The sequence below is a fragment of the Pseudactinotalea sp. Z1739 genome, assembly GCF_049725055.1.
In the GTDB taxonomy this organism is placed as follows: domain Bacteria; phylum Actinomycetota; class Actinomycetes; order Actinomycetales; family Beutenbergiaceae; genus CALKWS01.
This window is the reverse complement of the sequence record NZ_JBMPQA010000004.1, coordinates 336,011-357,679: the sequence shown is the minus strand read 5'-3', so window position 1 is coordinate 357,679 and position 21,669 is coordinate 336,011. Positions and strand designations below refer to the sequence as shown.

Sequence of the window (21,669 nt, the reverse complement as noted above, 5' to 3'; positions counted from 1 at the left end):
TGTACCCAGCCAGGACGTTGGTGACACTCGCCGGCTTGGTTCGTTGACGTGAGGAGGACCTCCGGGTGAGGTGTGGCTTGTCGACAGTCCACATCTACTTCCCGGAGGTCCTCATGTCCCACCGTAATGCCCGCCTGACCGTCCACGGCCGCCGGTTGGTGGTCCAGCGAGTGCGCGAGGAAGGGTGGGCGGTGGCCCATGCTGCCAAGGCGATGGGGATCTCTCGTCAGTGTGCCCACCGCTGGCTCAAGCGCTACGACGCCTACGGCCCAGATGGTCTGGCCGAGCGCTCCAGCCGCCCCCATCACAGCCCACGAGCAATCCCGGCCCGGGTGGCCGAGCAGATCCTGGCCTGTCGAGGCAAGTACCGTCGCGGGCCAGACTGGATCGGCGCCGAACTGGGCGTGCCGGCCCGTACCGTGGCCAGGGTGCTGCGCCGGGCGCAGGTGCCCTACCTGCGGGAGTTGGACCCGATGACCGGTGAGCAGATCCGCGCCTCCAAGGCCACCGCGACCCGATATGAGCGCGACCGGCCCGGGGAGCTGGTCCACGTGGATGTGAAGAAACTGGGCAAGATCCCCCACGGTGGCGGCTGGCGCGCCCACGGGCGAGCCGCTGCGAACAAGACCAAGGACAAGACCCGGCGCATCGGCTATGACTATGTCCACTCCATGGTCGATGACCACACCCGCCTGGCCTACTCCGAGATCCACGACGATGAGAAAGCCACCACCTGCGCCGCTTTCCTGGCCCGGGCGGCAGACTACTTCGCCGCCATGGGCATCGTGGGGATCGAGCGGGTGATGACTGACAACGCCTTCGCCTACCGCCACGGCCGTGCCTTCATCGACGCGGTCGCTGACCTCGGGGCGGTGCAGAAGTTCATCCGACCCCACTGCCCCTGGCAAAACGGCAAGGTGGAGCGGTTCAACCGCACCCTGCAGACCGAGTGGGCCTACCGCCACCTCTTCACCAGCAACCAGGCCCGCCGCAACGCCCTTGCGCCCTGGCTGCACACCTACAACACTGAACGCCGCCACAGCGCACTCGGCGGCCTACCCCCGATCAGCCGAGTGTCACCAACGTCCTGGCTGGGTACATCTAGTCGACATTATGCAGATGGCGCAGCCGACAGATTGCAGACGACGGGTTCGAAACTTTGCGGAAGTTGGTCGACCTCTATGTATCCCGCGATGGCAAACCGGGCCCGAGCCCGGGTGGCGAACCGGTATTGTCCCAGCACACTCCGGTCCTGCCCATGGACCGGCGCGCGTCAACTGGACCTGCTCGGCCAGTAACGACGTCAGGGCAGCACTATCTGCACAGCCTCGGCCTTGAACTGCGGGCTGACCTTCCGTCGTTTCGGGGACATGTACTGATCCTCTCCTCAGGAGAGAACCTGTTCGACTCCGCTGGGGTAGCCGCCCCCGACCCGACCCGCGGGTCGGCGGTGTCGCTGCATCTCACGGTCACCGACGTCGACGCGGCCGCCGCCCGCGTCGTCGCGACCGGGACATCGATGACGCGCGGCCCCGAGGACAGTCCGCCCGCCGGGCGGGTAGCGGTCTTCATCGACCCGTTCGGTCATCGCTGGTTCCTGAACCAACCGGGCGAGAGCTGACTCAGACCCGCTCGGCCAGGGGAGTCAACCCGAGCCCTGAGTGCGTAGGGCCTCACCCGTCCCCCAGCGGCGATGCGCATACGAGATGATGGAGGCTATGCAGCGAAGCTACGCCGAGTCGATCACCGTCGCCGCTTCACCGGAGTCCATCTATGCCCTGGTCAGCGACGTCACCCGCACGGGTGAATGGAGCCCGATCTGCCGTCGCTGTGAGTGGGAAGACCCCGACAACACCGGCGTCGGCGCGCAGTTCACCGGTTTCAATGAGACACCGCAGCGCTCCTGGCAGACACGGTCAACGGTGGTCGCGGCGGAGCCAGGCCGGGCGTTCGCCTGGGAGGTAGGCGACGGCTACGTTCGGTGGGGCTACGCGCTGCGACCCGTCGACGGCGGGACCGAGGTCACCGAGCACTGGGAATTCCTGCCAGCCGGGCTGGAGATGTTCGCAAGGCGGTATGGCGCGGAGGCGCCGTCCCAGATCGAGGAACGCACCCGCGCCGCACACCAAGGCATCCCGCGCACCCTCGCGGCGATCAAGGACATCGCCGAGGCGGAACGACACACCACCGATCCACCCGCTGCGCCTCGCTGACCACACAAGCGCGCACGTCTGGTGTGACCGGGGTGCGCTGGTGGTCCTACCGGTGAAGTGGCAGGCCGTTGCCTAGCCCCAGCGCAAGCCGAGTCGATGGGTCACTGCACCGTGCCCGCCACTGCCTGGATCATGGCGCCGGCGGCGAGCCCTCACGCGACTATGGTTCGTTCCGATGAGGGCTCGGCCTCAGAGCGGTCAGCACCGCCGAGGCCGCGATCACCAGTGCGAGCACCAGGCCCGACACGGCCCAGTCTCCGACGGCAAGGGCGAGGCCGGACAGCACAGCTCCCAGCAGGTAGCCCGCCTGGATGGCACCGGCGAGCGCTGTCATCATCAGTTCCGGCCGCTCCGGGTGCTGAGCCATACCCAGCACGTTCGTCGTGGCGATCCGGGCGCCCGCGATGGCGTTGGCCATCGCGTAGGCCACCGCACCGACCAGCCACCGCGGGCGCGCGTCGCCATCGAGGAGAGCGGTGCCGAGAACCCCGGCGACGGCAACGGCCAGCAGTCCGGACAGGACGTACACCGTGACCCGCAGGTCTCCGGCCGCGGCGAGTCGGCCACCCAGGACCGAGGCGATGACGAAGCTCACTGCCCCGGCGGACAGCACCCATCCGGTCAGCCCTTCGGTGGTCCCCAGTCCCACCACGAACAGCGCCCCCACGTACGTCAGGACACCCGCCCATCCCATGTACGCCAAGGTCTCCGCCACGACCCAGCGGTAGGCGGGCCGTGGCATGTTGGCCAACCCACCGCGACTCACGGTGCCCGCCGGGCCGGCGAAGCGCCCGGCGAGCGTGAGGACACCGAGGGCCAGGATCGCGGGAAACACGTGGGTGGCCCGCCAGGAGATGTGCTCGGTCAAGGCACCGCTGATCGGGCCCCCGATCACCCAGGCAAACCCGTGGGCTGCGGTCACCCAACCGGCGGCCCACGCCCGACTGCCTCCGGTGAAGCCGCCGAGTCCGGCGAATCCCGCGGTAAGCAGGGTGGCGATCGCCAGTCCCACCGGCACATGGGCGACCAGGTAGTGGATCGGGCCGGTCGCCGTGGCCACCGACGCGCTGGCGGCAAGAACGAGAAACGCACCGGCCACGGCTAGACGTCGCACCCCGAAGGACGAGACCGAGACCAGCAGGGCTAGGGCTCCTGCAAGAGCGACTGCGCCGGTGAGGGACCTGGCCTGTCCGGCCGCCGCGACCTCGACACCGAGGTCGGTCGCGACAGCCACGAGCGAGGGAGTCAGCACCACTAACAGTGACTGCGAGGTCATCGCGGCGGCCACGAGCGGAACCAATCGCGCCACATCCCGCTCAGCAGTGCGAGGGGCGGTGTCCACGTCCCGGGTCACGGCCACCACCTCAGGGCCGGGCTTCCAGGACCATGAACATCGGGGTCTGGGCCGCCCGCCGGAACCGGGTGAACCCGGCTTGACCGGCCACCTGCTCAAGTTTCGCCTGCCCCGCTTGGGCGCCCAGGGCCGCCTCGGCGCCCTGGGCGAGCGCGCTCGGAGTGCACACCATGGTGGAGACGGAGTAGAAGGTGCGCGCCCGCACGCTCTCGGCCGGGTCGTCGTCGGCTCGCGGTTCGGTGAACATCCACGTCCCAGACGGTGCGAGGGCGCGACGGATGTGCCGCGCCGCGCCGACTGGATCGCCCCACTCGTGCAAGGCATTGAAGACGCAGACCAGGTCGTAGTCGCGGCCGGGGAAGTCCTCCGCGGTGGCCACCTCGAAGGTGACGCGGTCGCTGACCCCGGCCTCGGCTGCCGCGGTGCGTGCGGCCTCGATCGAGGCGACGTGATTGTCGAATCCGGCGAACCGAGAGGCCGGGTAGGCCTCGGCCAGCCGGATCAGGGCCTCGCCATGACCGCATCCGACGTCGACCACTCGCGCCCCGGACTCGAGCCGGGCCTGCATGCCCTCCAGGGCGGGGATCCAATGGGGCACCAGGTTGGCGCGATAGACCGGCCCGAAGAGACGCTGTGTGCCCACGTACAGGTCGGGGTGGTGCCCGCCCCACCCGAGGCCGCCGCCGGAGGTGAAGGCGCGGGCGAGGGCGTCGACGTCCTTGTGGTTGGAACTGGCCGCGAGCATTCCACCGATCAGGTAGGTCGGGCTGGCCGGATCCGCCAGGCACGCCGCCTGTTCAGGGGTCAGCCAGTAGGTACCGCCGGCGGGGTCATGCTCGGTGTACCCGCTGGCCACCTGGGCGTTGAGCCACTCCCGCAGCAGCCGCGGGTGGCAGCCGGTCACCTCCGCAAGGTCTTCGGGTGGGCAGGGACCATGGGCAGCGAGTGCGGCATAGAGCCCGAGCCGGTCGCCCAGCACCACGGTGGCGGCGTGCATCGTGGCGGCCTGGTCGGCGCCGTAGCGTTCGATGAACGCTTGCAGCCGGTCGGAGTCCGGGGTCGACGCCGTTGCAACTCCCGACGGTGCGGCACGCGCGGAGGCCGGGCCTCCTGGAGCGGCTTCGATCGAGTCGATTCTGCTCGGCATGACCCTCACCCCTGGATGTTCTGGTTGACATGGAACAGGTTGCTCGGGTCGTAGGCGGACTTGACCTGCAGGAGCCGGCCGTAGTTGTCGCCGTAGGTGGCGCGCACCCGATCCGGACCCTCATCCATCATGAAGTTCACGTACGCCCCGCCGACGGTGAACGGGTGGATCGCCTCCCAGTACGCGCGGGCCCAGCGGGTCAGTGGCTCCGCGAGCCGGGGATCCGGGTCGATGGCAGCGATGACCATGGACCAGGTGGCATCCCGGAATCGCCACGCGGTGTCGGCGGGATCGACGTCGTGCACCGCCCCGTCGATGGGGTACAGGTGCATCAGGGACTTCTCACCCGGTGCCCGGGCGGAGTGCTCCAAGTGGGCATCGATCGCGGCGTCGGGCAATTCCTTGACCACATCGCCCTTCCAGTACCACTGAAGTCCGGGCGGGAGCAGCGGGTCGAACATGGACTGCAGCGCCGGGTAGGGCATCTGGGTGCAGCCGTCCAGCAACGGCGTGGGCAGTTCGTCACGGATCGGGCGCATCGCCTCACGAGCCTCGTCCTCCGGCCCGTCGTAGCAGCACACCAGGACGCATGACTGCCTTCCCCGGATCTCCGTCGGGAACGGCGGCACCGACGGCACCCGCTTGAGTCCCAGGAAGGGGGAGAACCGGGGTGCGGCCCTGGGCAGGAAGTCGCGGTACCAGGCCATCACCTCCCGGGCGTGGGCGATGTCGAAGAAGATCGGCCCTGCGAACACGGTGTCCACCGGGTGTGCGCGGAAGAGGAACCTGGTCACCACCCCGAAGTTCCCGCCACCACCGCGAACCGCCCAGAACAGATCCGGGTGCTCCCCGGGGTTGGCGGTCACCAATCGGCCGTCGGCGAGGACGACGTCGACCTCGAGCAGGTTGTCGATGGTGAGCCCGTGCTGGCGGGTGAGGTACCCGTGCCCACCGCCGAGGGTCAGACCGCCGACCCCGGTCGAGGAGACGATGCCGGCGGGCACGGCCAGCCCGAACGGATGGGTGGCCTGGTCGACGTCGCCCTGCGTGCACCCGGGTTCGGCCGTCACGGTGCGGGTCGCCGGGTCGACCCGCACCCCTTTCATCGGCGAGAGGTCGATCATCAGGCCGTCGTCGCAACTGGCGAAGCCGGCACCGTTGTGCCCGCCGCCGCGGATGGCGATCGGCAACCCGGTCTCGCGCCCGTAGGCAACGGCGTTGATCACGTCCGCGGCACTGGTGCAGCGGATGATCATGCGGGGTTTCTTGTCAATCATGCCGTTGTAGAGGGCGCGGGTGATGTCATAGCGAGCGTCATCGGCGTCGATGACCTCGCCCCGGAGTCGTTGCCGCAGATCCAACATGAGGAGTCCCTTCTCGTGACCGATTGCCTCACGCTAGGAGTCGACATCGACGACGCGCATCGGGCCGATTGCCCAACCTCGCACCTGTCATGGGTCATCTGACCCACAGCACCGGCGAGGTCACCCGGTCAGCGCCGGACGGCGCCGGGTAGGCGCGCAGTCAGTGCCGTCAGGACACGGTCTGGCGGTCAGGACGCGGTCGGGCGTTCAGCGCGGTGAGCGCGGCACGAGGCCCTGCTCGAAGGCGTAGGCGGTGGCCGCTGTGCGGGAGGAGCAGCCAAGTTTGGCGAAGATGCTGGACAGGTGCCGGGCCACGGTCTTCCTGCTGATGAACAGCTCCGCCGCGACCTCCCGGTTGGTGCCCCCCAGGGCGACCACGGCCAGTACCTCCACCTCGCGCGGCGTGAGTTTGCCGGCGCCTCGGCTCGTCCCATCGAGGGCCGTCACCTGCTCGAGGTCACCGACTGCGCCGAGTTCGGCGAACACCCGCTGCGCCGCCGCACGTTCCCGGCGGGCGCCGTCGAGGTCTCCCAGGGCCTGACAGGCACGCCCGAGCAGGGCCTGCACCCGGGCCAACTCATACGGCACACCGAGTTCGCTCCACAGCCGGTGCGCTTCGCGCAACTCGCTCACCGCCTCCTCCAGGCGGTCCTGGGCCAGGTACACCGCGCCACGGGTGGCGTGTGCGGTGGCAGTGAACCCCGAGGTGGCGTAACGAGCCGCGATGCCGGCCACATCCGTGGCTGCCTGCTCCGCGACCTGCACCTCACCGGCGGCCAGCGCGACCTCGCCCTGGGCGACCCGCAGCGGCAGACGCCGCAGCGCGTCCACGGCGGACCCGACGGCGATGGTGAGGCCGGCCAGGGCTGCATCGTGCTGGCCGCGCGCGCATTGGAGCAGAGCCAGGCCGGGCTGGGGATCGCGACCCCGGGCGCGGGCCTGCTCATAGGCAACGTCTGCGTCGTCGTACTCCCCGCGCAGCCGCCGCAGTTCGGCGACCTGGTAGTGCGCTTCGGCGGCGCTCGCGACGTGCAGGTGCTCCAGATCCGCGCACACCTTGGCGGCCTCCGTTTCGGCCTCAGACCATCCGCCACTGGCCTGCAGGACTTGGGAGCGGTGCACCCGGCAGATCCCGGTGAACAGCACGGCCGCGGGCAGGCTGTCGAGCCACTGCGTGGTGGCGCCGGTCCAGGAAACCAGCCGGCGCACGTCTCCCAGTTCGTGGCAGGCAGCCATCAGGTGGCAATAGATGTTTCCCGCCCACGTCGGATGAAGATCCTCGGTGAGCACCGCGACCATTGCCTCGTCCAGAAGCGAGAGCCCCTCGGTGGTGCGGCCCTGCTTGACCAGCGCTCGTCCGTGCCCAACGATGCTCAGGGCCACCAGGTTGGCGTCGTTGTGTCGCCGGCCGAGATCCGCTACGCCGGCCGCGCTCGCCACCACGTCATCGCCGACCGGCCCGCCCAGACCTGCCTCCACCTCGAGGATGTACATCAGGTAGCCACGCTCGGCGCAGTCGGGGTGATCGTCGAGCAGCCGCTGGGCGCGACTCAGCCATCCGGAGCCCAGCACCGTGTCGCCGCGGAGCAACAGGTCGACCGCGATGTGAATCGCGGCCATCGCAGCCCGCGCGGGTAGGTCGCCCTCGAGGTAGCGGCGATAGGCGCGTTCTGCGGCCGCCAAGGATTCCTCGACCTCACCGAGCCACCAGGCTGCGTCCGCGAGTAGGAACGTGTCTTCGGCGGCCAGGTCCTCCTGAGCCTCTGCCTTGGTGAAGCCTTCAAAGGCAGCATGCCAGTCACGGCGCTGGTACGCCGTCCGCGCTGCCGTCACCAGAGTTGCGCTCAAGTCCTCCACCGAGCCTCTCACCCTCGATGGTAGTACGTGCCGCCGGCGGACCTCAGTGGATCCTGCAGGGTGGTCAAGCAGACCTCGTCGGTGATCGGTGTGGTCCAACTGCACTCAGACGCCCTACGCCGGCCCTACGCACTCGTCGCCGCCTACCACCACATGCCTCAGATCGAGGAGGGCCCCAAGGGCTTCGAGACCAGAACTGCGGCATCTCCCTGTGCGGGTCGGGGTAGATGTGCCGGCGTCGCGGCATCTCTCGACAATCGCGACGGCACGGTCACTGCGCCATGTCGACGAAGCGCGTGTAGTGGCCCTGGAAGGCCACCACGATGGTGTCGGTGGGGCCGTTACGGTGCTTGGCCACAATCATGTCCGCCTCACCGGCGCGAGGGGACTCCTTCTCGTACATGTCATCGCGGTGCAGCAGAATCACGACGTCGGCGTCCTGTTCGATACTGCCCGATTCGCGAAGGTCGCTCATCTGGGGACGCTTGTCGGTGCGCTGCTCCGAGCCACGGTTGAGCTGGGAGATCGCGATCACCGGCACCTCCAGTTCCTTGGCCAGCAACTTCAGCGCTCGCGAGAACTCCGAGACCTCCTGCTGGCGCGACTCCACCCGCTTACCCGAACTCATCAACTGCAGGTAGTCGATCACCACGAGCTTGAGGTCGTGTCGCTGCTTGAGCCGGCGACACTTCGCGCGGATCTCCATCAGTGACATGTTCGGAGAGTCGTCGATGAACAGCGGGGCATCGGAGACCCGGCTCATCGTGCGGGCCAGTCGAGTCCAGTCTTCGTCGCGCATCGTGCCCTTGCGCATGTTGTTCAGCGGCACCTGCGACTCCGCCGAGAGCATCCGCATGGAGATCTCGTTGCGGCTCATCTCCAGGGAGAAGATCACCGACGTCATCCCGTGCTTGATCGAGGCCGCGCGCGCGAAGTCCAGTCCCAGGGTTGATTTTCCCACAGCCGGCCTGGCCGCCACCACGACCATCTGCCCGGCGTGCAGGCCGTTGGTCAGGGCGTCGAAGTCGACGAAGCCGGTGGGCACCCCCACCATGCCGTCCCCGTGGTGGGAGGCGGCGTCGATCTCCTCCATGGTGGCGTTGATGATGTCCTTCAGCGGGACGTAGTCCTCGCTGGTGCGACGCTCGGTGACCGCGTAGACCTCGGCCTGGGCGGTGTTCACCAGATCGTCGACGTCCCCGCCATCGGTGGCATAGCCCAACTGCACGATCCGGGTGCCCGCGTCCACCAGTCGGCGCAGCACCGCGCGCTCCCGCACGATCCGGGCGTAGTACCCGGCATTCGCTGCCGTGGGCACCGACGACAGCAACGTGTGCAGATAGGGCGCCCCGCCGATCCGGCCGAGTTCACCGCGTTTGGTCAACTCCGCCGAGACCGTCACCGCATCCGCCGGCTCGCCCCGGCCGTACAGGTCCAGGATCGCCTCGTAGATCGCCTCGTGCGCCGGGCGGTAGAAGTCGGTGCCCCGCACCACCTCCAGCACGTCCGCGATGGCGTCCTTGGACATCAGCATGCCGCCCAGCACGCTCTGTTCGGCCGCCACGTCCTGCGGTGGGGTCTTGTCGAAGGACTCCCCTGGGGGAGCCAACTCTGCCAGGCTCATCGGCCCACCCCCTGGTTCCGTCTCACTGTGCCCCTCGCCGTCCTCGCTGAAATTCCGTACTCATGTTCTACAGCCGACCACTGACACGGGTCGGGCCGCACCGGTGCGGTGCCCATGTGACCCGGCCTGGCGTCGTCGGCCTTTCCGGGTGCACTCCCGGTCTTCCCGGGCGACGACCCCGGCGCCGTCTTCCCTGCGACGCCTGGATACCCACCCAGCGCGAGGCTAGGGCCCCACCGGCCGAACGCCAAACCCCGGTGTTCCCGCCCTGTGCACGAAGACCATCTAGGCTGTGGACACCGTGTGGACAGTGCGGCCCCTCGTTGTGCACAGGGCGGGGACACAGGTGTGGATAACACCTCAGAAGCGTGCCGTCACAACGAAAAGTTCCTGTGGATGCTGTGTATGGAAAGAAGTCGGAGGATCCGTGGACGACACGCCCGCCCAACACGCCGACCGGGGCCGGGCACTGGATCGTCGCATCCTGTCCCTGGCTTGGCCGGCGCTGGGCGCACTGGTCGCCGAGCCACTCTTCGTCCTGATCGACTCCGCCGTGGTCGGCCGCCTGGGCGTGAACGAACTCGCCGGCCTCACCCTGGCCTCGACGCTGCTGGTCACCGCGGTGGCGATCTTCGTCTTCCTCGCCTACGCCACCACGGGTGCGGTGGCCCGCCAACTGGGCGCCGGGAACACCCCCAAGGCACTGGCCATGGGGATGGACGGGATGTGGCTGGCGCTCGCACTCGGCCTGATCACCATGACCATCGGGTTCGTCACCGCACCCTGGGTGGTGACCCTGATGGGTGCCCCGGCCCCGGTGGCCCCGCACGCCATCGACTACCTGCGCTACTCCCTGCCCGGCGTCCCCGGCATGCTCGTGGTGCTGGCCGCCACCGGCGCCCTGCGAGGGTTGCAGGACACCCGCACCCCCTTCGTCGTCGCCGTCGCCGGGGCCATCGTGAACACCATCGGCTCCATCGGCCTGGTGCACGGGGCGGGGCTTGGCATCGCGGGATCGGGCCTGGCCACCGCCCTGACCCAGATCGGGATGGGCGTGGTGCTGGCCGTGGTGGTGGTGCGCGGAGCCCGCGCGCACGGGGTCTCGGTCAAACCCGCTTTCGGCGGGATACGGGCCAACGCCCGCGCGGGGATGCCGCTGCTGGTCCGTACCCTGACGCTGCGCATCGCGGTGCTGCTGACCGTCGCCGCGGCCACTCACCTCGGGGCGGTCACGATGGCCGCCCACCAGATCGTCAACGCCATGTGGGGCCTGGCCGCGTTCGGCCTGGACGCCCTCGCGATCGCCGCGCAGGCGCTGATCGGGCACGGCCTGGGCCGGCGCGACGTGGATTCGGTCCGGCGCATCATGCGCAGGTCGCTGCAGTGGGGCACTGCCGCCGGGGCGGTGCTCGGTCTGGTCTTCGCGGGGACCGGCTGGTTGATCACGCCCCTCTTCAACGCCGACCCCCAGGTGCAGCAGGCCGGCGCCTGGGGACTGGTGGTGATCGGGGTGCTGATGCCGATCGCCGGATGGGTGTTCGTGCTCGACGGCGTGCTCATCGGCGCCGGCGACGGACGCTTCCTGGCCTGGGCCGGTGTGATCACGCTGGTGGCCTACCTGCCGTTGCTCGGGCTGGTGTGGTACTTCGCACCCCCCGGCGTGCCCGGCCTGATCTGGCTGTGGAGCGCCTTCGCCGGCGCGTTCATGCTGGCCCGGGCGATCACCACCGGGATCCGCGCTCGCGGCACCGCCTGGATGGTGCTGGGCGCGACGTAACAACCCGACGACGGCGGCACGCGGGTAGGCCCGGCACCGGCCCGCCCCCGTAGTCGTCGAGTGCTGGCCCAGCACCGACCGTGAGTGCTGCGAGCGCCTGCAGGCGCCGCTCGGCCCGCGCGCCGTTGCGAGGGGAACCCTGGCCTCTTCCGGAGTGGCGACGGGTGGGTCTACGCTGGTCCGTGAACGTTCACGGAAATGCACGACGCAGTAGGAAACGGAGCACAGATGCCCACCACAGTCCGTTGGGCGGTCCTGGGACCGGGCCGGATCGCGAGGCGGTTCGCCTCCCAACTCCCGCACAGCCGGCACGGGCGGCTGACCGCCGTCGGCAGTACCGACGCCGGCCGGGCGCAGACCTTCGCCGAGGAGTTCGGGGCAAGCAGCGCTGGAACCTACGAGCAGGTCCTCACCGACCCGGAGGTGGACGCCGTCTACGTCTCCACCGTGCACACCACACACGCGGAACTGACCCTGATGGCGTTGGCGGCGGGCAAGCACGTGCTGTGCGAGAAGCCGCTGGCACCCAACCACGGCACCGCGATGGCGGTGGTTGATGCGGCACGCAGTAGCGGGAAGGTGCTGCTGGAGGCGTACATGTACCGCTTCCACCCGCTGATCACCCACGTGCTGGACCTGGTGCGCCACGGCACGCTGGGGGAGGTCCACCACGTGGACGCAGCCTTCTCCTTCCGGGCCGGCGGTACCGGGCGGCTGTTCGATCCGGCCGTCGCCGGTGGCGGCATCCTGGACGTGGGCGGGTACCCCTTCTCCTTCGCCCAGGCGGTCGCCCGCGCGAGCGGGGTCGGCGGTGCCCCCGAACGTTTGGACGCCGGCGGGCAGGTGAGCGGGGGCGTCGATGAGTGGGCACTGGCCACGCTCGGCTTCACCGGCGGCCTCACCGCCACCATCCGCACCGGCATCCGGATGCACACCCCCTCCACCATCGCGGTGCACGGCACCGCCGGCACCGTGACCATCACCGACCCCTGGTTGCTGCAACCCGGTGACGCCGCGGCCACCATCGCCCTGCTCGGGAGCGAACCGGAGGTGGTGACCGCCGGTGAGGCACACACCTACGCCCTGGAGGCCGACGCGCTGGCCCGGGCCGCCGCGGCCGGTGCCGGCGAGGTGCCCGAACTCCCCCTTGACCACTCCCTGGAACTATCCCAGGGCCTGGACCGCTGGCGGGCCGCACTCGGGCTGCGCTACCCCTTCGAGACCGACACCGCCGACATCCCGCCTCTGCGGGAGGTCAGCGCCCCCACCACCGGGGGCATCCCGAGCGCACCTATCGAGGGTGCCGGCGAGTTCTCCCGCCTGGTGCTGGGTTGCGACAACCAGCCCGACCTTGCGCACGCCTCGGCCCTGTTCGATGCGTTCTTCGCCAGCGGCGGCACCACCTTCGACACCGCCTACATCTATGGTGGCGGGCTGCAGGAACGCCTGGTCGGGCAGTGGCTGCGCAACCGGGGACTGCGCGATCAGGTCCGCCTCATCGTCAAGGGCGCCCACACCCCGCACTGCGACCCGGAGTCGATCGGGCGCCAGCTCACCGAGTCCCTGGAGCGTCTGGGCACCGACCACGCCGACCTGTACCTGATGCACCGGGACAACCCCCAGGTACCGGTCGGTGAGTTCGTCCAGGCCCTGGACGAACAGATCAGCGCCGGGCGGATCCGCTCCTTCGGTGGTTCGAACTGGTCACTGGCGCGCCTGCAGGAGGCCAACACCTGGGCGCAGGAGCACCAGATGCAGGGCTTCGCCGCCCTGAGCAACCACTTCTCCCTGGCCCGTGCCCTCGATGTGCCCTGGACCGGATGCGAGCACGTGTCCGACCCGCAGAGCCGGCGCTGGCTCGAGGAACAACGGTTCCCGCTGTTGCCGTGGTCGGCGCAGGCGCGCGGCTTCTTCACCGGCCGGGCGCATCCCCAGGATCGTTCCGATGCCGAGCTGGTGCGCTGCTACTACTCCGAGGATAACTTCGAGCGGCTGCACCGCGCGTCGCAGATGGCCGCCGAACGGGACGTCCCGACGACGGCGATCGCCCTGGCCTACGTGCTCGCCCAGTCCTTCCCCACCTTCGCCCTGATCGGCCCACGCTCGCTGGCCGAACTCCGCTCCTCGATGCTGGCGCTGCAGGTGGAACTGAGCGCCGAGGACGTGGCCTGGCTGGACCTGCGTGACCAGGAGGAGGAAGGCTCCGGCCCCACACCGGGACCGGGAGCGGGGGCCGGGGAGTCGCGCGGAAGCGCTCCGCGCGCGGGTGCCTGAGCCGATGGCCGCGTGCGGCAGGGTCACGATCGTCGATGTGGCGGCTGCGGCCGGGGTGTCCCGCCAGACGGTGACCCGGGCGATGAACGACATGGCCGAGATCGCCCCGGCCACCCGGGAGCGTGTGCTGCAGGTGGCCCGGGAGTTGCGGTACCGGCCCTCGCGGTTCGGCCGGGACCTGGTCAGCGGGCAGCGCCGCACCATCGCCCTGGTGGTGCACAGCCTGATCAACCCCTATTACCCAGAACTGGCCTCGGCCGTGGTGGGGGCGGCGGCCCGGCGCGGCTGGAACGTGGTGCTGGCCGACTCCCGGCACGCCAGCAGCCCGAAGCAACTGCTCGCCGATCTCGGTGAGCAGGCGGACGTCGTCGTCGGCTATCTGGGTGCCATCCCGCACGACCACCGGGGTGACCTGCTTCCACTGGTGGTGATCGACGGCGATGCGGGGTCCGGCCATGCGGTGGTGCGTTTCGATGCCGCCGCGGCGATGGCAGATCTGGCCGACCACCTGGCTGGGGCAGGGGTGCGCCACCCGGTGATGGCGGTGCCCGGGTCCGGAAACGCGCGGGCCCGGGAGTTCACCGCCGCGATGGCCCGGCACCAGGTGCCGGTGCGGGTGCTGACCTACCCGGAGCCCGGGGCCGGTGGGGACCCCACCCGCTCCGGCGGTGATGACCTGACCGGAGGGATCAGCGTGGCAGCCGCACTGGTGCCCGAGATCCAGTCCGGCGCCGCCGCGGCCGATGCGGTGCTGGGTTTCAACGACCTCACCGCGTGCGGGTTGCTCAAGGGGTTCCGCCGGGCCGGGGTCGCGGTGCCGGACCAGGTGCGGGTCGCCGGAATCGACGGGCTGAGCCTGGGCACGGTGGTCTCTCCGGAACTGACCACCCTGGCACTGGACCTCGACGAGGTGGCCGAGCACGCGGTGGACCTGGCGATCGAGATCTTCGACGGCAGGGCCGGCCCCGGTGAAACCGAAGGCACCGCGCGGCAGGTGTCGCACCGCCTCCTGGTGCGCGAATCGGCCTGAGCCGGCGGGGCGCCGGGGCTCAGGCCGATGGGTCGCGCTCAGCCGGTGGGGAACTCAGCCGGTGGGGGTCTCAGCCGATCGGCTGCTCGGCCACCTCGATGTCGAAGTAGGCGGTGCCGTCGTCCACCTCGGTGACCACCAGGTAGACCTCGTACTCATCAGGCTCCCCCTCCAGCGAAGCCACGCACGTCATCTCGGTACCGATCTCGGCATCCAGGTCACCGTGGCACTCCACATGGGGGCGCCGATCAGCCCCTCCAGGCTGGTGCCCGTGGTCTCCTCGACCTCGGACTGCCCCACGGCATTGCTGCACGCGGCCAGGAGGAGGAGGCCGGCCAGGAGGACGGCGCTGGCTGCAGGATGCTCGTTCGCCAACGCAGCCTGCACAGCACGCGGCCCGGCACCCGCAAGGGGGCACCGGGCCGGGTGGTTGCGCGTTGGCCGCGTTTGATTGGCGCGAGTCAGGACGCCGGAACGACGTGGACCTCCACGGTCGCGGACACATCGGCGTGCAGGCGCACCTGGACGGTGTGCTCGCCCAAGGACTTGATCGGCTGATCGACCTCCACCTTGCGCTTGTCCACGCTCGGACCACCGGCGGCCGAGATGGCCTCGGCGATCTCGGAGGTGGTCACCGCGCCGTAGAGGCGCCCGCCGGCGCCGGCGTTAACGGGGACCACCACGGTCTTGGCTTGCAGTGCGTCACGCACCGCGCGGGCGTCCTCCACGGTCGCGATCTCTCGCTTGGTGCGGGCCCGGCGGATCTGTTCGATCTGGCGCTCGGCGCCCTTGGTCCAGCCGGTGGCCAGTCCACGGGGCAGCAGGTAGTTGCGTGCGTACCCGTCCTTGACCTCGATCACGTCGCCTGGTGCGCCCAGGCCGGTCACCTCATGGGTGAGGATCAGTTTGGTCGCCATAGTCTTCTTCTCCTCAGCCTCAGCGAGCCGAGCTCGAGTACGGCAGCAGGGCCATCTCGCGCGCGTTCTTGACGGCCCGAGCGATCTGGCGCTGCTCCTGGGTGGTGACACCGGTGACCCGGCGGGCCCGGATCTTGCCGCGGTCGGAGATGAACTTGCGCAGCAGCGCAGTGTCCTTGTAGTCGATCCCGTTCTCGAGCTTGGCTGCCTTGAGCGGGTTGGCTTTCTTCTTCACCACCGGTTTGGTGCGGGGCGGCTGCTTAGCCATGGGGGTACTCCTTGATGTGCGGGTGCCGGGCACGGGCCCGGCGAGAATGAATGGTTCGTATCAGAACGGGGGCTCGTCACCGAAGGTGGAGCCGCCGGATGCCCAGGGATCGTCGGGCTGGTTGCCACCGCCGGAACTCTGCTGGCCTCCGCCACCGCCGCCGTAGCCACCGCCGCCTCCGCCGCCGTAACCGCCACCTCCGCCGCCACGCTGGGCGCGGGTGACCTTCGCGGTGGCGTACCGCATGGACGGGCCGACCTCGTCGACCTGTAGTTCCACCACGGTGCGCTTCTCGCCCTCACGGGTCTCGAAGGAGCGCTGCACGAGGCGGCCCTGGGCGATGACGCGCATCCCCTTGGTCAGGGACTCGGCCACGTTCTCGGCGGCTTCGCGCCAGATCGAGCAGCGCAGGAACAGCGTCTCGCCGTCCTTCCACTCGTTCGACTGGCGGTCGAACTGCCGCGGGGTCGAGGCGACCGTGAAGTTGGCAACGGCTGCACCCGAGGGGGTGAACCGGAGTTCAGGGTCCGCGGTCAGGTTGCCGACCACGGTGATGACGGTTTCTCCAGCCATGCGGCGTTCCTTAGTCCTCGGCGCGCTTGCTGCGCGTCTCCGGGCGGATGAGCTTGGTGCGCAGCACGGACTCGTTCAGGCCGAGCTGGCGGTCGAGCTCCTGAGCGAGCTCGGGGGTGGCGATCATGTCGATGACGGCGTAGATGCCCTCGGAACGACGGTCGATCTCGAAGGCCAGGCGACGCCGGCCCCAGATGTCCACCTTCTCGATGGTGCCACCACCGCTGGTGATGACGTTGAGGAACTTCTCCAACGACGGAGCCACGGTGCGTTCATCGACCTCGGGGTCGAGGATCACCATCATTTCGTAATTGCGCATGCTTTCAACCCACCTCCTCTGGACTTGGCGGTCACGGTCTCTCCGTGACAGGAGGGTGATGCGAAGGCCCGGGCGTGCGCAGGGCGCACGGAGGCCACCCCCGAGGATAGCCGACGACGGCGGCCCTGCGGGCGTGGCATTCCTCACCTAAGTGTTGAACGCTGACTACGCGGCAGGTGTCTCGAGTTCGCGAGCGGCATCCGCCGAGGTCAGGGCAGGTGCCGCGACGTCAGAGGGCTTTCGCCACGGCGTCAGTCGTTGTCCCGGCCGAACAACGGGGGCACCGAGAGGCCCTCCGCGTCGGTGTCGCCATCGCCGTCGCCGTCGCCCCCGCCGTTGCCGCCGCCACTGCCGCCGTTGCCGCCGTTGCCGTTGCCGGGGTCGTCGGTGGGCTCCTCGGTCGGCTCCTCCGTGGGTTCCTCGGTGGGCTCCTCGGTGGGCTCCTCGGTGGGCTCGTCCGTGGGCTCCTCCGTCTCCTCCTCCTCGGGCTCCTCAGGCTCCTCCTCCTCGGGCTCCTCGGTCTCCTCCTCCTCGGGCTCCTGCGTCTCCTCCTGGGTGGGCTGCCGGGTGGGCTGCGGAGCGGGCGGGGCGACCGGCTGGGAGCGCTCGGGGAATTGCTCCACGTCCAGGTCCGCCACCGCCACGGTCATGAAGTCGGTCCAGATCTGGGTGGGGAAACTGCCGCCGGAGATCACGTTCTGGCCGCCCCAGCCGCCCATCGCCTCCTCCGAGCCGTCCTCGCCCACCTGGTACATCGAGACCGCGGTGGTGATCTGCGGGACGAAGCCCACGAACCACGCGGACCGGTAGTCGTTGGACGATCCGGTCTTGCCTGCGGCGGGACGGCCCAACTGGTTGGCGGTGGAACCGGTACCGCGCTCGACCACCTGGCTCATCGCGTAGGTGGCATCTGCGGTGACCTGGGTGTCGACGACCTGTTCAGCGGAACCTTCACCGGTGTAGATCACATTGCCCTGCGGGCCGGTGGCTTCGGCCACGATGTAGTTCTGGTGACGCTCACCGCCTGAGGCGATGGTGGCGAAGGCCCTGGCCATGTCGATATTGCGCGGGGAGGCGCTCCCGAGCACGTTCGAGATCACCGGCTCCAGGCCCGCGGTGTCTTCGGGAAGCCCGAGGCGGTGGGCCATATCCACCGTCTGTTCCGGTCCCACCTCCTGGTTGAGCTGCACGTAATAGGTGTTCACCGAGTCGTAGGTGGCGTGGACCAGGTCGATGTTGCCGCGGTTGCGTGGTGAGTCGAAGTTCCGCACCGGGGCGTCATACCCGTCGATCTCCATGGGGGAGTAACTGGGGTAGCGCTGTTCCAGCGTGATGTCGTTCTCCAGGGCAGCCAACAGGGTGAAGACCTTGAACGTGGACCCGCCCTGGGCGGTGTCCTGGGTGGCGGCGTTGCGCTGGACCTCCAGATAGTCCCGGCCCCCGTACAACGCCAGGATCGCACCGGTTTCGTTGTCCACCGAACTCAGGGCCACCCGCAACTCCTCCGGGGCGTCCTCGGGCAGGTCCTGGGCCGACTCGACCGCAGCGTCCTGCATGGTCTGATCGATGGTGGTGGTGATCTGCATCCCGCCGCCGTCGATCTCCGCCTCGGTGAACTCGGCCGCGACCAGTTCGTCGCGCACCATGGCCAGCAGGTGTCCGTTCGGGCCGGCGTAGACGTTGGTGCGTACGGCTTCGGCCACCTCGGGGAACTCGGCCGCATCCGCCTCGTCCTGGGTGATGAAGCCCGTCTCCACCATGTACCGCAGGGTGCGGCCGAACCGTTCCTGGGCCTGATCGGGATTGATGTCCGGGTCCCAGCGCGAGGGTGCCGGGATGATGCCGGCCAGCACGGCGGACTCCTCCACGGTCAATTCCTCGGCGGGCTTGTCGAAGTACTCCTGGGCGGCCCGCTCGATCCCATAGGCACCCCGGCCGAAATAGATCGTGTTGAGGTAGTTGCCCAGAATCTCGTCCTTGGACTGCTCCCGGTCGATCTTCAGGGCCAGGATCGCCTCCTGGAACTTGCCCGCATAACTGGTGGTCTGGCCCACGTAGTACCGCTCCACGTACTGCTGGGTAATGGTGGAGCCACCCTGGGTGGGGTTACCGCGCACATTGTTCCACAGCGCGCGCAGGATCCCCATGGGGTCCACGCCCACGTTGGAGTAGAACCGTCGATCCTCCGAGGCCACCACCGCCTGACCGACGTGCTCGGGCAGCGTGGCAGGATCGATGATCTGGCGGTCCACCTCGGCGAAGGAGCCCATCGGGGTCTCTCCGTCGGCGTAGAAGACGGTGGAGGTCTCCGACATCGCGAACTCTTCGGGTTCGGGGATGTCGATGGTCAGGTAAGCGGCCACGAAGACGCCCACGCCCAGGGCGACCAGGGTCAGGAAGGCACCCACCAGGAACCGCCAGCCCGGCAACCAGCGCAGCACCGGCCCTTTTCCGCGGCGGGGATAGTTCCAGAACCCGCCCGTTCCGTCACCACCGCTGCTGCCCCGACCGTTGCCGGACTTGCCGCTGCCGGAACCGCCGCCGCCGCGACCACCGCCCGGGCCGCCACCGGATCCGCCGCTGCCCCGGCCCCCGGAGCCAGCCGAACTCTTGCTCGTCGTCGCCGCCCTGGTCCGTGCCTTGGTGGTGGTGCTCGCGCCACTCTTGACGGAACTACCACGCCGCGCGGTACCGCCCCCGGCCGCGCCGACGATCGCCGTCGTCCCTGCGCCCGCAGAGCCTGCGGTGGATCGCCACGCGGGCTTTCCGGCCGGCTGCTGACCTTCAGGGCGCTGACCAGCCAGTCGCTGGTTCACCGGCGGGACGCGCTGCGGGTACGTCGCCGGGCGTGCGCCGCGTTCGTGCACGCTGCGGCGTGCGGGCCCTGCGTCCCTGCCGTGCTCCTGCGGCACCGGCGACTCCTCGTCCTCAACTCCTGCGCCCGCGCACGGGCGAGCCCTCGCTGCCGAGGGCTTCACCCAGTATGCGCTGATCGGACTTGGCTGGACAGCGGAGCGTGACGGTCTTCACCGCCAGCTCACACGATCTGCCCGCCCACCGTGACCGGGCCCACATCTGGCATTAACCTGCAAGGCGAGCCGACCGCCGGTCCTCGGGCCCGGCACGACCATAGGGAGCAACAGTGAGTTCAGTTCGGGTAGCGATCGCCGGTGTGGGCAACTGTGCCGCCTCACTGGTCCAGGGCGTGCACTTCTACGCCGACGCCGATCCGGACCAGAGCGTGCCCGGCCTGATGCACGTCCAGTTCGGCGACTACCACGTGCGGGACGTGGAGTTCGTGGCCGCCTTCGACGTCGACGCCAAGAAGGTCGGGATGGATCTGGCCGAGGCGATCGGCACCAGTGAGAACAACACCATCTCGCTCTGCGATGTGCCGCCGCTGAACGTGCCGGTGCAACGCGGGGACACCCTGGACGGGCTTGGCCGGTACTACCGCGAGACGATCGTGGAGTCCGACGCCGAACCGGTGGACGTGGTGGCCGCCTTACGGCAGGCACGCGCCGATGTGCTGGTGTGCTACCTGCCGGTGGGGTCGGAGGACGCGGCCCGCTACTACGCCCGGGCGGCGCTGGAGGCCGGGGTGGCGTTCGTGAACGCGTTGCCGGTGTTCATCGCCTCCGACCCGCACTGGGCGAGCAAGTTCGCCGGCGCCGGCCTGCCGATCGTCGGTGATGACATCAAGTCCCAGGTCGGCGCCACGATCACGCACCGGGTGCTGGCCAAACTCCTCGAGGACCGCGGGGTGGTGCTGGACCGCACCTACCAGCTCAACATCGGCGGCAACATGGACTTCAAGAACATGCTGGAGCGGGACCGGCTGGAGTCGAAGAAGACCTCCAAGACGCAGGCAGTGACCTCCAACGTGGGTCACGATCTCGGTGAGCGGAACGTGCACATCGGCCCATCGGACTACGTGCAGTGGCTCGATGACCGCAAGTGGGCCTACGTGCGCCTGGAGGGGCGCGCCTTCGGTGAGGTGCCGGTGAACCTGGAATACAAACTCGAGGTGTGGGACTCCCCGAACTCGGCGGGCATCATCATCGATGCGATCCGGGCGGTCAAGATCGCCCTGGACCGAGGTATCGGGGGGCCGATCACCTCGGCGTCGGCGTACTTCATGAAGTCCCCGCCGCAGCAGTACGACGACGAGGCCGGCCGGGCGATGGTGGAGGCGTTCATCGCCGGCGACGCCGAGCGCTGAGCCGCGGTCGACGCGGCGCACACGGCCCCGGGCGGGAAAATACGTGGCGCTGCGGCACGCTTCGTTCCTACCGTGATGCCCATGAATATGTTCTTGATGGTGCGTCGTGTCCGGGAACGGGCGCCGCGGCGCGTGGGGATGGCATCCGCTACGTCCTGACTGGGCCCAGCGGATCGTGGCCGAGTCCGGGGTCGGCGCCGGGGACCTGGTGTTCGACCTGGGCGCCGGCAACGGTGCGCTGACGCTACCGCTGATCGCCTCCGGCGCCGAGGTGGTCGCGATCGAACTGCACCCGGAGCGGGTGGAGGAACTGCGTGCCCGGGTCGCGGGCCGGGCTCGGGTGGTCCAAGCCGACCTGCGCGAGTTCTACGTGCCCGGCCGTCCCTTCCGGGTCGTGGCGAATCCCCCGTTCGCCCTGACAACCCACCTTGTGCGCACGCTGCTCGCCGCTCGCGGTCTGCGTTCGGCGGACCTGGTCCTGCAGCGCGGTGCGGCCCGCGGGCTGAGCCGGCGACCGCCGGTGCCGGCGCGCTCGAGGTGTCACGCCAGGCAAGGACGCGGTCGGCAGTGGAAGGTCGGGGTGGGTCGACATCTTCCCGGGGCAGCGTTCGTGGTGCCGCCGTCGGTGGACGCGGCAGTGTTGCAGATCCGCCGTTGACGGTGGCCGTCGTCGAGGGTGCGGTCCGCTGCGGTGTGGTGCCGTCGCGTGCCCTGCGGTGCCGCCGGGTGC

At 69.4% G+C, this 21,669-nt stretch carries 17 protein-coding genes and 1 pseudogene; 8 read left to right on the top strand and 10 right to left on the bottom strand.

The window, feature by feature from the left end; all coding sequences use genetic code 11:
* Positions 1-113: 113 nt before the first annotated feature.
* The 3 genes and pseudogenes from ACO0LV_RS07755 to ACO0LV_RS07745 all read left to right on the top strand — a co-directional run.
* Positions 114-1,085 (top strand): annotated as a pseudogene (locus ACO0LV_RS07755) (IS481 family transposase); the annotation flags it as partial.
* 173 nt (positions 1,086-1,258) lie between these two features.
* Positions 1,259-1,621, top strand: coding sequence for a VOC family protein (locus tag ACO0LV_RS07750; protein ID WP_424787304.1), 363 nt, complete (start codon positions 1,259-1,261; stop codon positions 1,619-1,621).
* Positions 1,622-1,718: 97 nt separating this feature from the next.
* Positions 1,719-2,213 (top strand): SRPBCC family protein, encoded by a 495-nt coding sequence (locus ACO0LV_RS07745; protein WP_424787303.1) that lies wholly within the window; start codon positions 1,719-1,721, stop codon positions 2,211-2,213.
* 160 nt (positions 2,214-2,373) lie between these two features.
* Here the strand turns inward: ACO0LV_RS07745 and ACO0LV_RS07740 are convergent, their stop codons facing one another.
* From ACO0LV_RS07740 to dnaB, 5 genes are all read right to left on the bottom strand, one after another.
* A complete protein-coding gene (locus tag ACO0LV_RS07740) occupies positions 2,374-3,567 on the bottom strand; it encodes a hypothetical protein (RefSeq protein WP_424787302.1) in 1,194 nt (397 codons plus the stop codon).
* A gap of 10 nt (positions 3,568-3,577) precedes the next feature.
* The gene (locus ACO0LV_RS07735) at positions 3,578-4,714 is read right to left on the bottom strand and encodes a methyltransferase domain-containing protein (RefSeq protein ID WP_424787301.1); all 1,137 of its coding nucleotides are present in this window, start codon (positions 4,712-4,714) and stop codon (positions 3,578-3,580) included.
* A gap of 5 nt (positions 4,715-4,719) precedes the next feature.
* Positions 4,720-6,078: an FAD-binding oxidoreductase gene (locus ACO0LV_RS07730; RefSeq protein WP_424787300.1), complete on the bottom strand. Its 1,359-nt coding sequence runs from the start codon at positions 6,076-6,078 to the stop codon at positions 4,720-4,722.
* Positions 6,079-6,285: 207 nt separating this feature from the next.
* Positions 6,286-7,926: a LuxR C-terminal-related transcriptional regulator gene (locus tag ACO0LV_RS07725; RefSeq protein ID WP_424787299.1), complete on the bottom strand. Its 1,641-nt coding sequence runs from the start codon at positions 7,924-7,926 to the stop codon at positions 6,286-6,288.
* A gap of 280 nt (positions 7,927-8,206) precedes the next feature.
* Positions 8,207-9,559, bottom strand: a complete 1,353-nt coding sequence (gene dnaB, locus ACO0LV_RS07720; RefSeq protein ID WP_424787298.1) for a replicative DNA helicase — start codon at positions 9,557-9,559, stop codon at positions 8,207-8,209.
* Between the two features lie 427 nt (positions 9,560-9,986).
* Here dnaB and ACO0LV_RS07715 point away from each other — a divergent pair, with 427 nt between their 5' ends.
* From ACO0LV_RS07715 to ACO0LV_RS07705, 3 genes are all read left to right on the top strand, one after another.
* Positions 9,987-11,336 carry an MATE family efflux transporter gene (locus ACO0LV_RS07715; RefSeq protein WP_424787297.1) on the top strand — a complete coding sequence of 450 codons (1,350 nt, stop codon included), beginning with the start codon at positions 9,987-9,989 and terminating at the stop codon, positions 11,334-11,336.
* Positions 11,337-11,564: 228 nt separating this feature from the next.
* On the top strand, positions 11,565-13,610 hold the full coding sequence (locus tag ACO0LV_RS07710; protein ID WP_424787296.1) for an aldo/keto reductase: 2,046 nt from the start codon (positions 11,565-11,567) through the stop codon (positions 13,608-13,610).
* Positions 13,611-13,614: 4 nt separating this feature from the next.
* Positions 13,615-14,640: a LacI family DNA-binding transcriptional regulator gene (locus ACO0LV_RS07705; protein WP_424787295.1), complete on the top strand. Its 1,026-nt coding sequence runs from the start codon at positions 13,615-13,617 to the stop codon at positions 14,638-14,640.
* A 461-nt stretch (positions 14,641-15,101) separates the two neighbouring features.
* Here ACO0LV_RS07705 and rplI read toward each other — a convergent pair whose 3' ends face one another.
* The 5 genes from rplI to ACO0LV_RS07680 form a co-directional block, all read right to left on the bottom strand.
* Positions 15,102-15,557 (bottom strand): 50S ribosomal protein L9, encoded by a 456-nt coding sequence (rplI, locus tag ACO0LV_RS07700; RefSeq protein ID WP_424787294.1) that lies wholly within the window; start codon positions 15,555-15,557, stop codon positions 15,102-15,104.
* Between the two features lie 19 nt (positions 15,558-15,576).
* A complete protein-coding gene (gene rpsR / locus ACO0LV_RS07695; protein WP_424787293.1) occupies positions 15,577-15,825 on the bottom strand; it encodes a 30S ribosomal protein S18 in 249 nt (82 codons plus the stop codon).
* A 60-nt stretch (positions 15,826-15,885) separates the two neighbouring features.
* Complete coding sequence (locus ACO0LV_RS07690; protein WP_424787292.1) at positions 15,886-16,398, bottom strand: single-stranded DNA-binding protein; 513 nt, start codon at positions 16,396-16,398, stop codon at positions 15,886-15,888.
* 10 nt (positions 16,399-16,408) lie between these two features.
* Positions 16,409-16,717, bottom strand: coding sequence for a 30S ribosomal protein S6 (rpsF, locus tag ACO0LV_RS07685; RefSeq protein ID WP_424787291.1), 309 nt, complete (start codon positions 16,715-16,717; stop codon positions 16,409-16,411).
* Between the two features lie 251 nt (positions 16,718-16,968).
* Positions 16,969-19,629: a transglycosylase domain-containing protein gene (locus tag ACO0LV_RS07680; protein ID WP_424787290.1), complete on the bottom strand. Its 2,661-nt coding sequence runs from the start codon at positions 19,627-19,629 to the stop codon at positions 16,969-16,971.
* 230 nt (positions 19,630-19,859) lie between these two features.
* On the opposite strand from ACO0LV_RS07680, the gene ACO0LV_RS07675 reads away from it, so the two are divergent.
* The gene (locus tag ACO0LV_RS07675; protein ID WP_424787289.1) at positions 19,860-20,939 is read left to right on the top strand and encodes an inositol-3-phosphate synthase; all 1,080 of its coding nucleotides are present in this window, start codon (positions 19,860-19,862) and stop codon (positions 20,937-20,939) included.
* 106 nt (positions 20,940-21,045) lie between these two features.
* Entirely contained in the window at positions 21,046-21,597 is a 552-nt protein-coding gene (locus ACO0LV_RS07670; protein WP_424787288.1) for an rRNA adenine N-6-methyltransferase family protein, read from the top strand.
* Positions 21,598-21,669 lie beyond the last annotated feature (72 nt).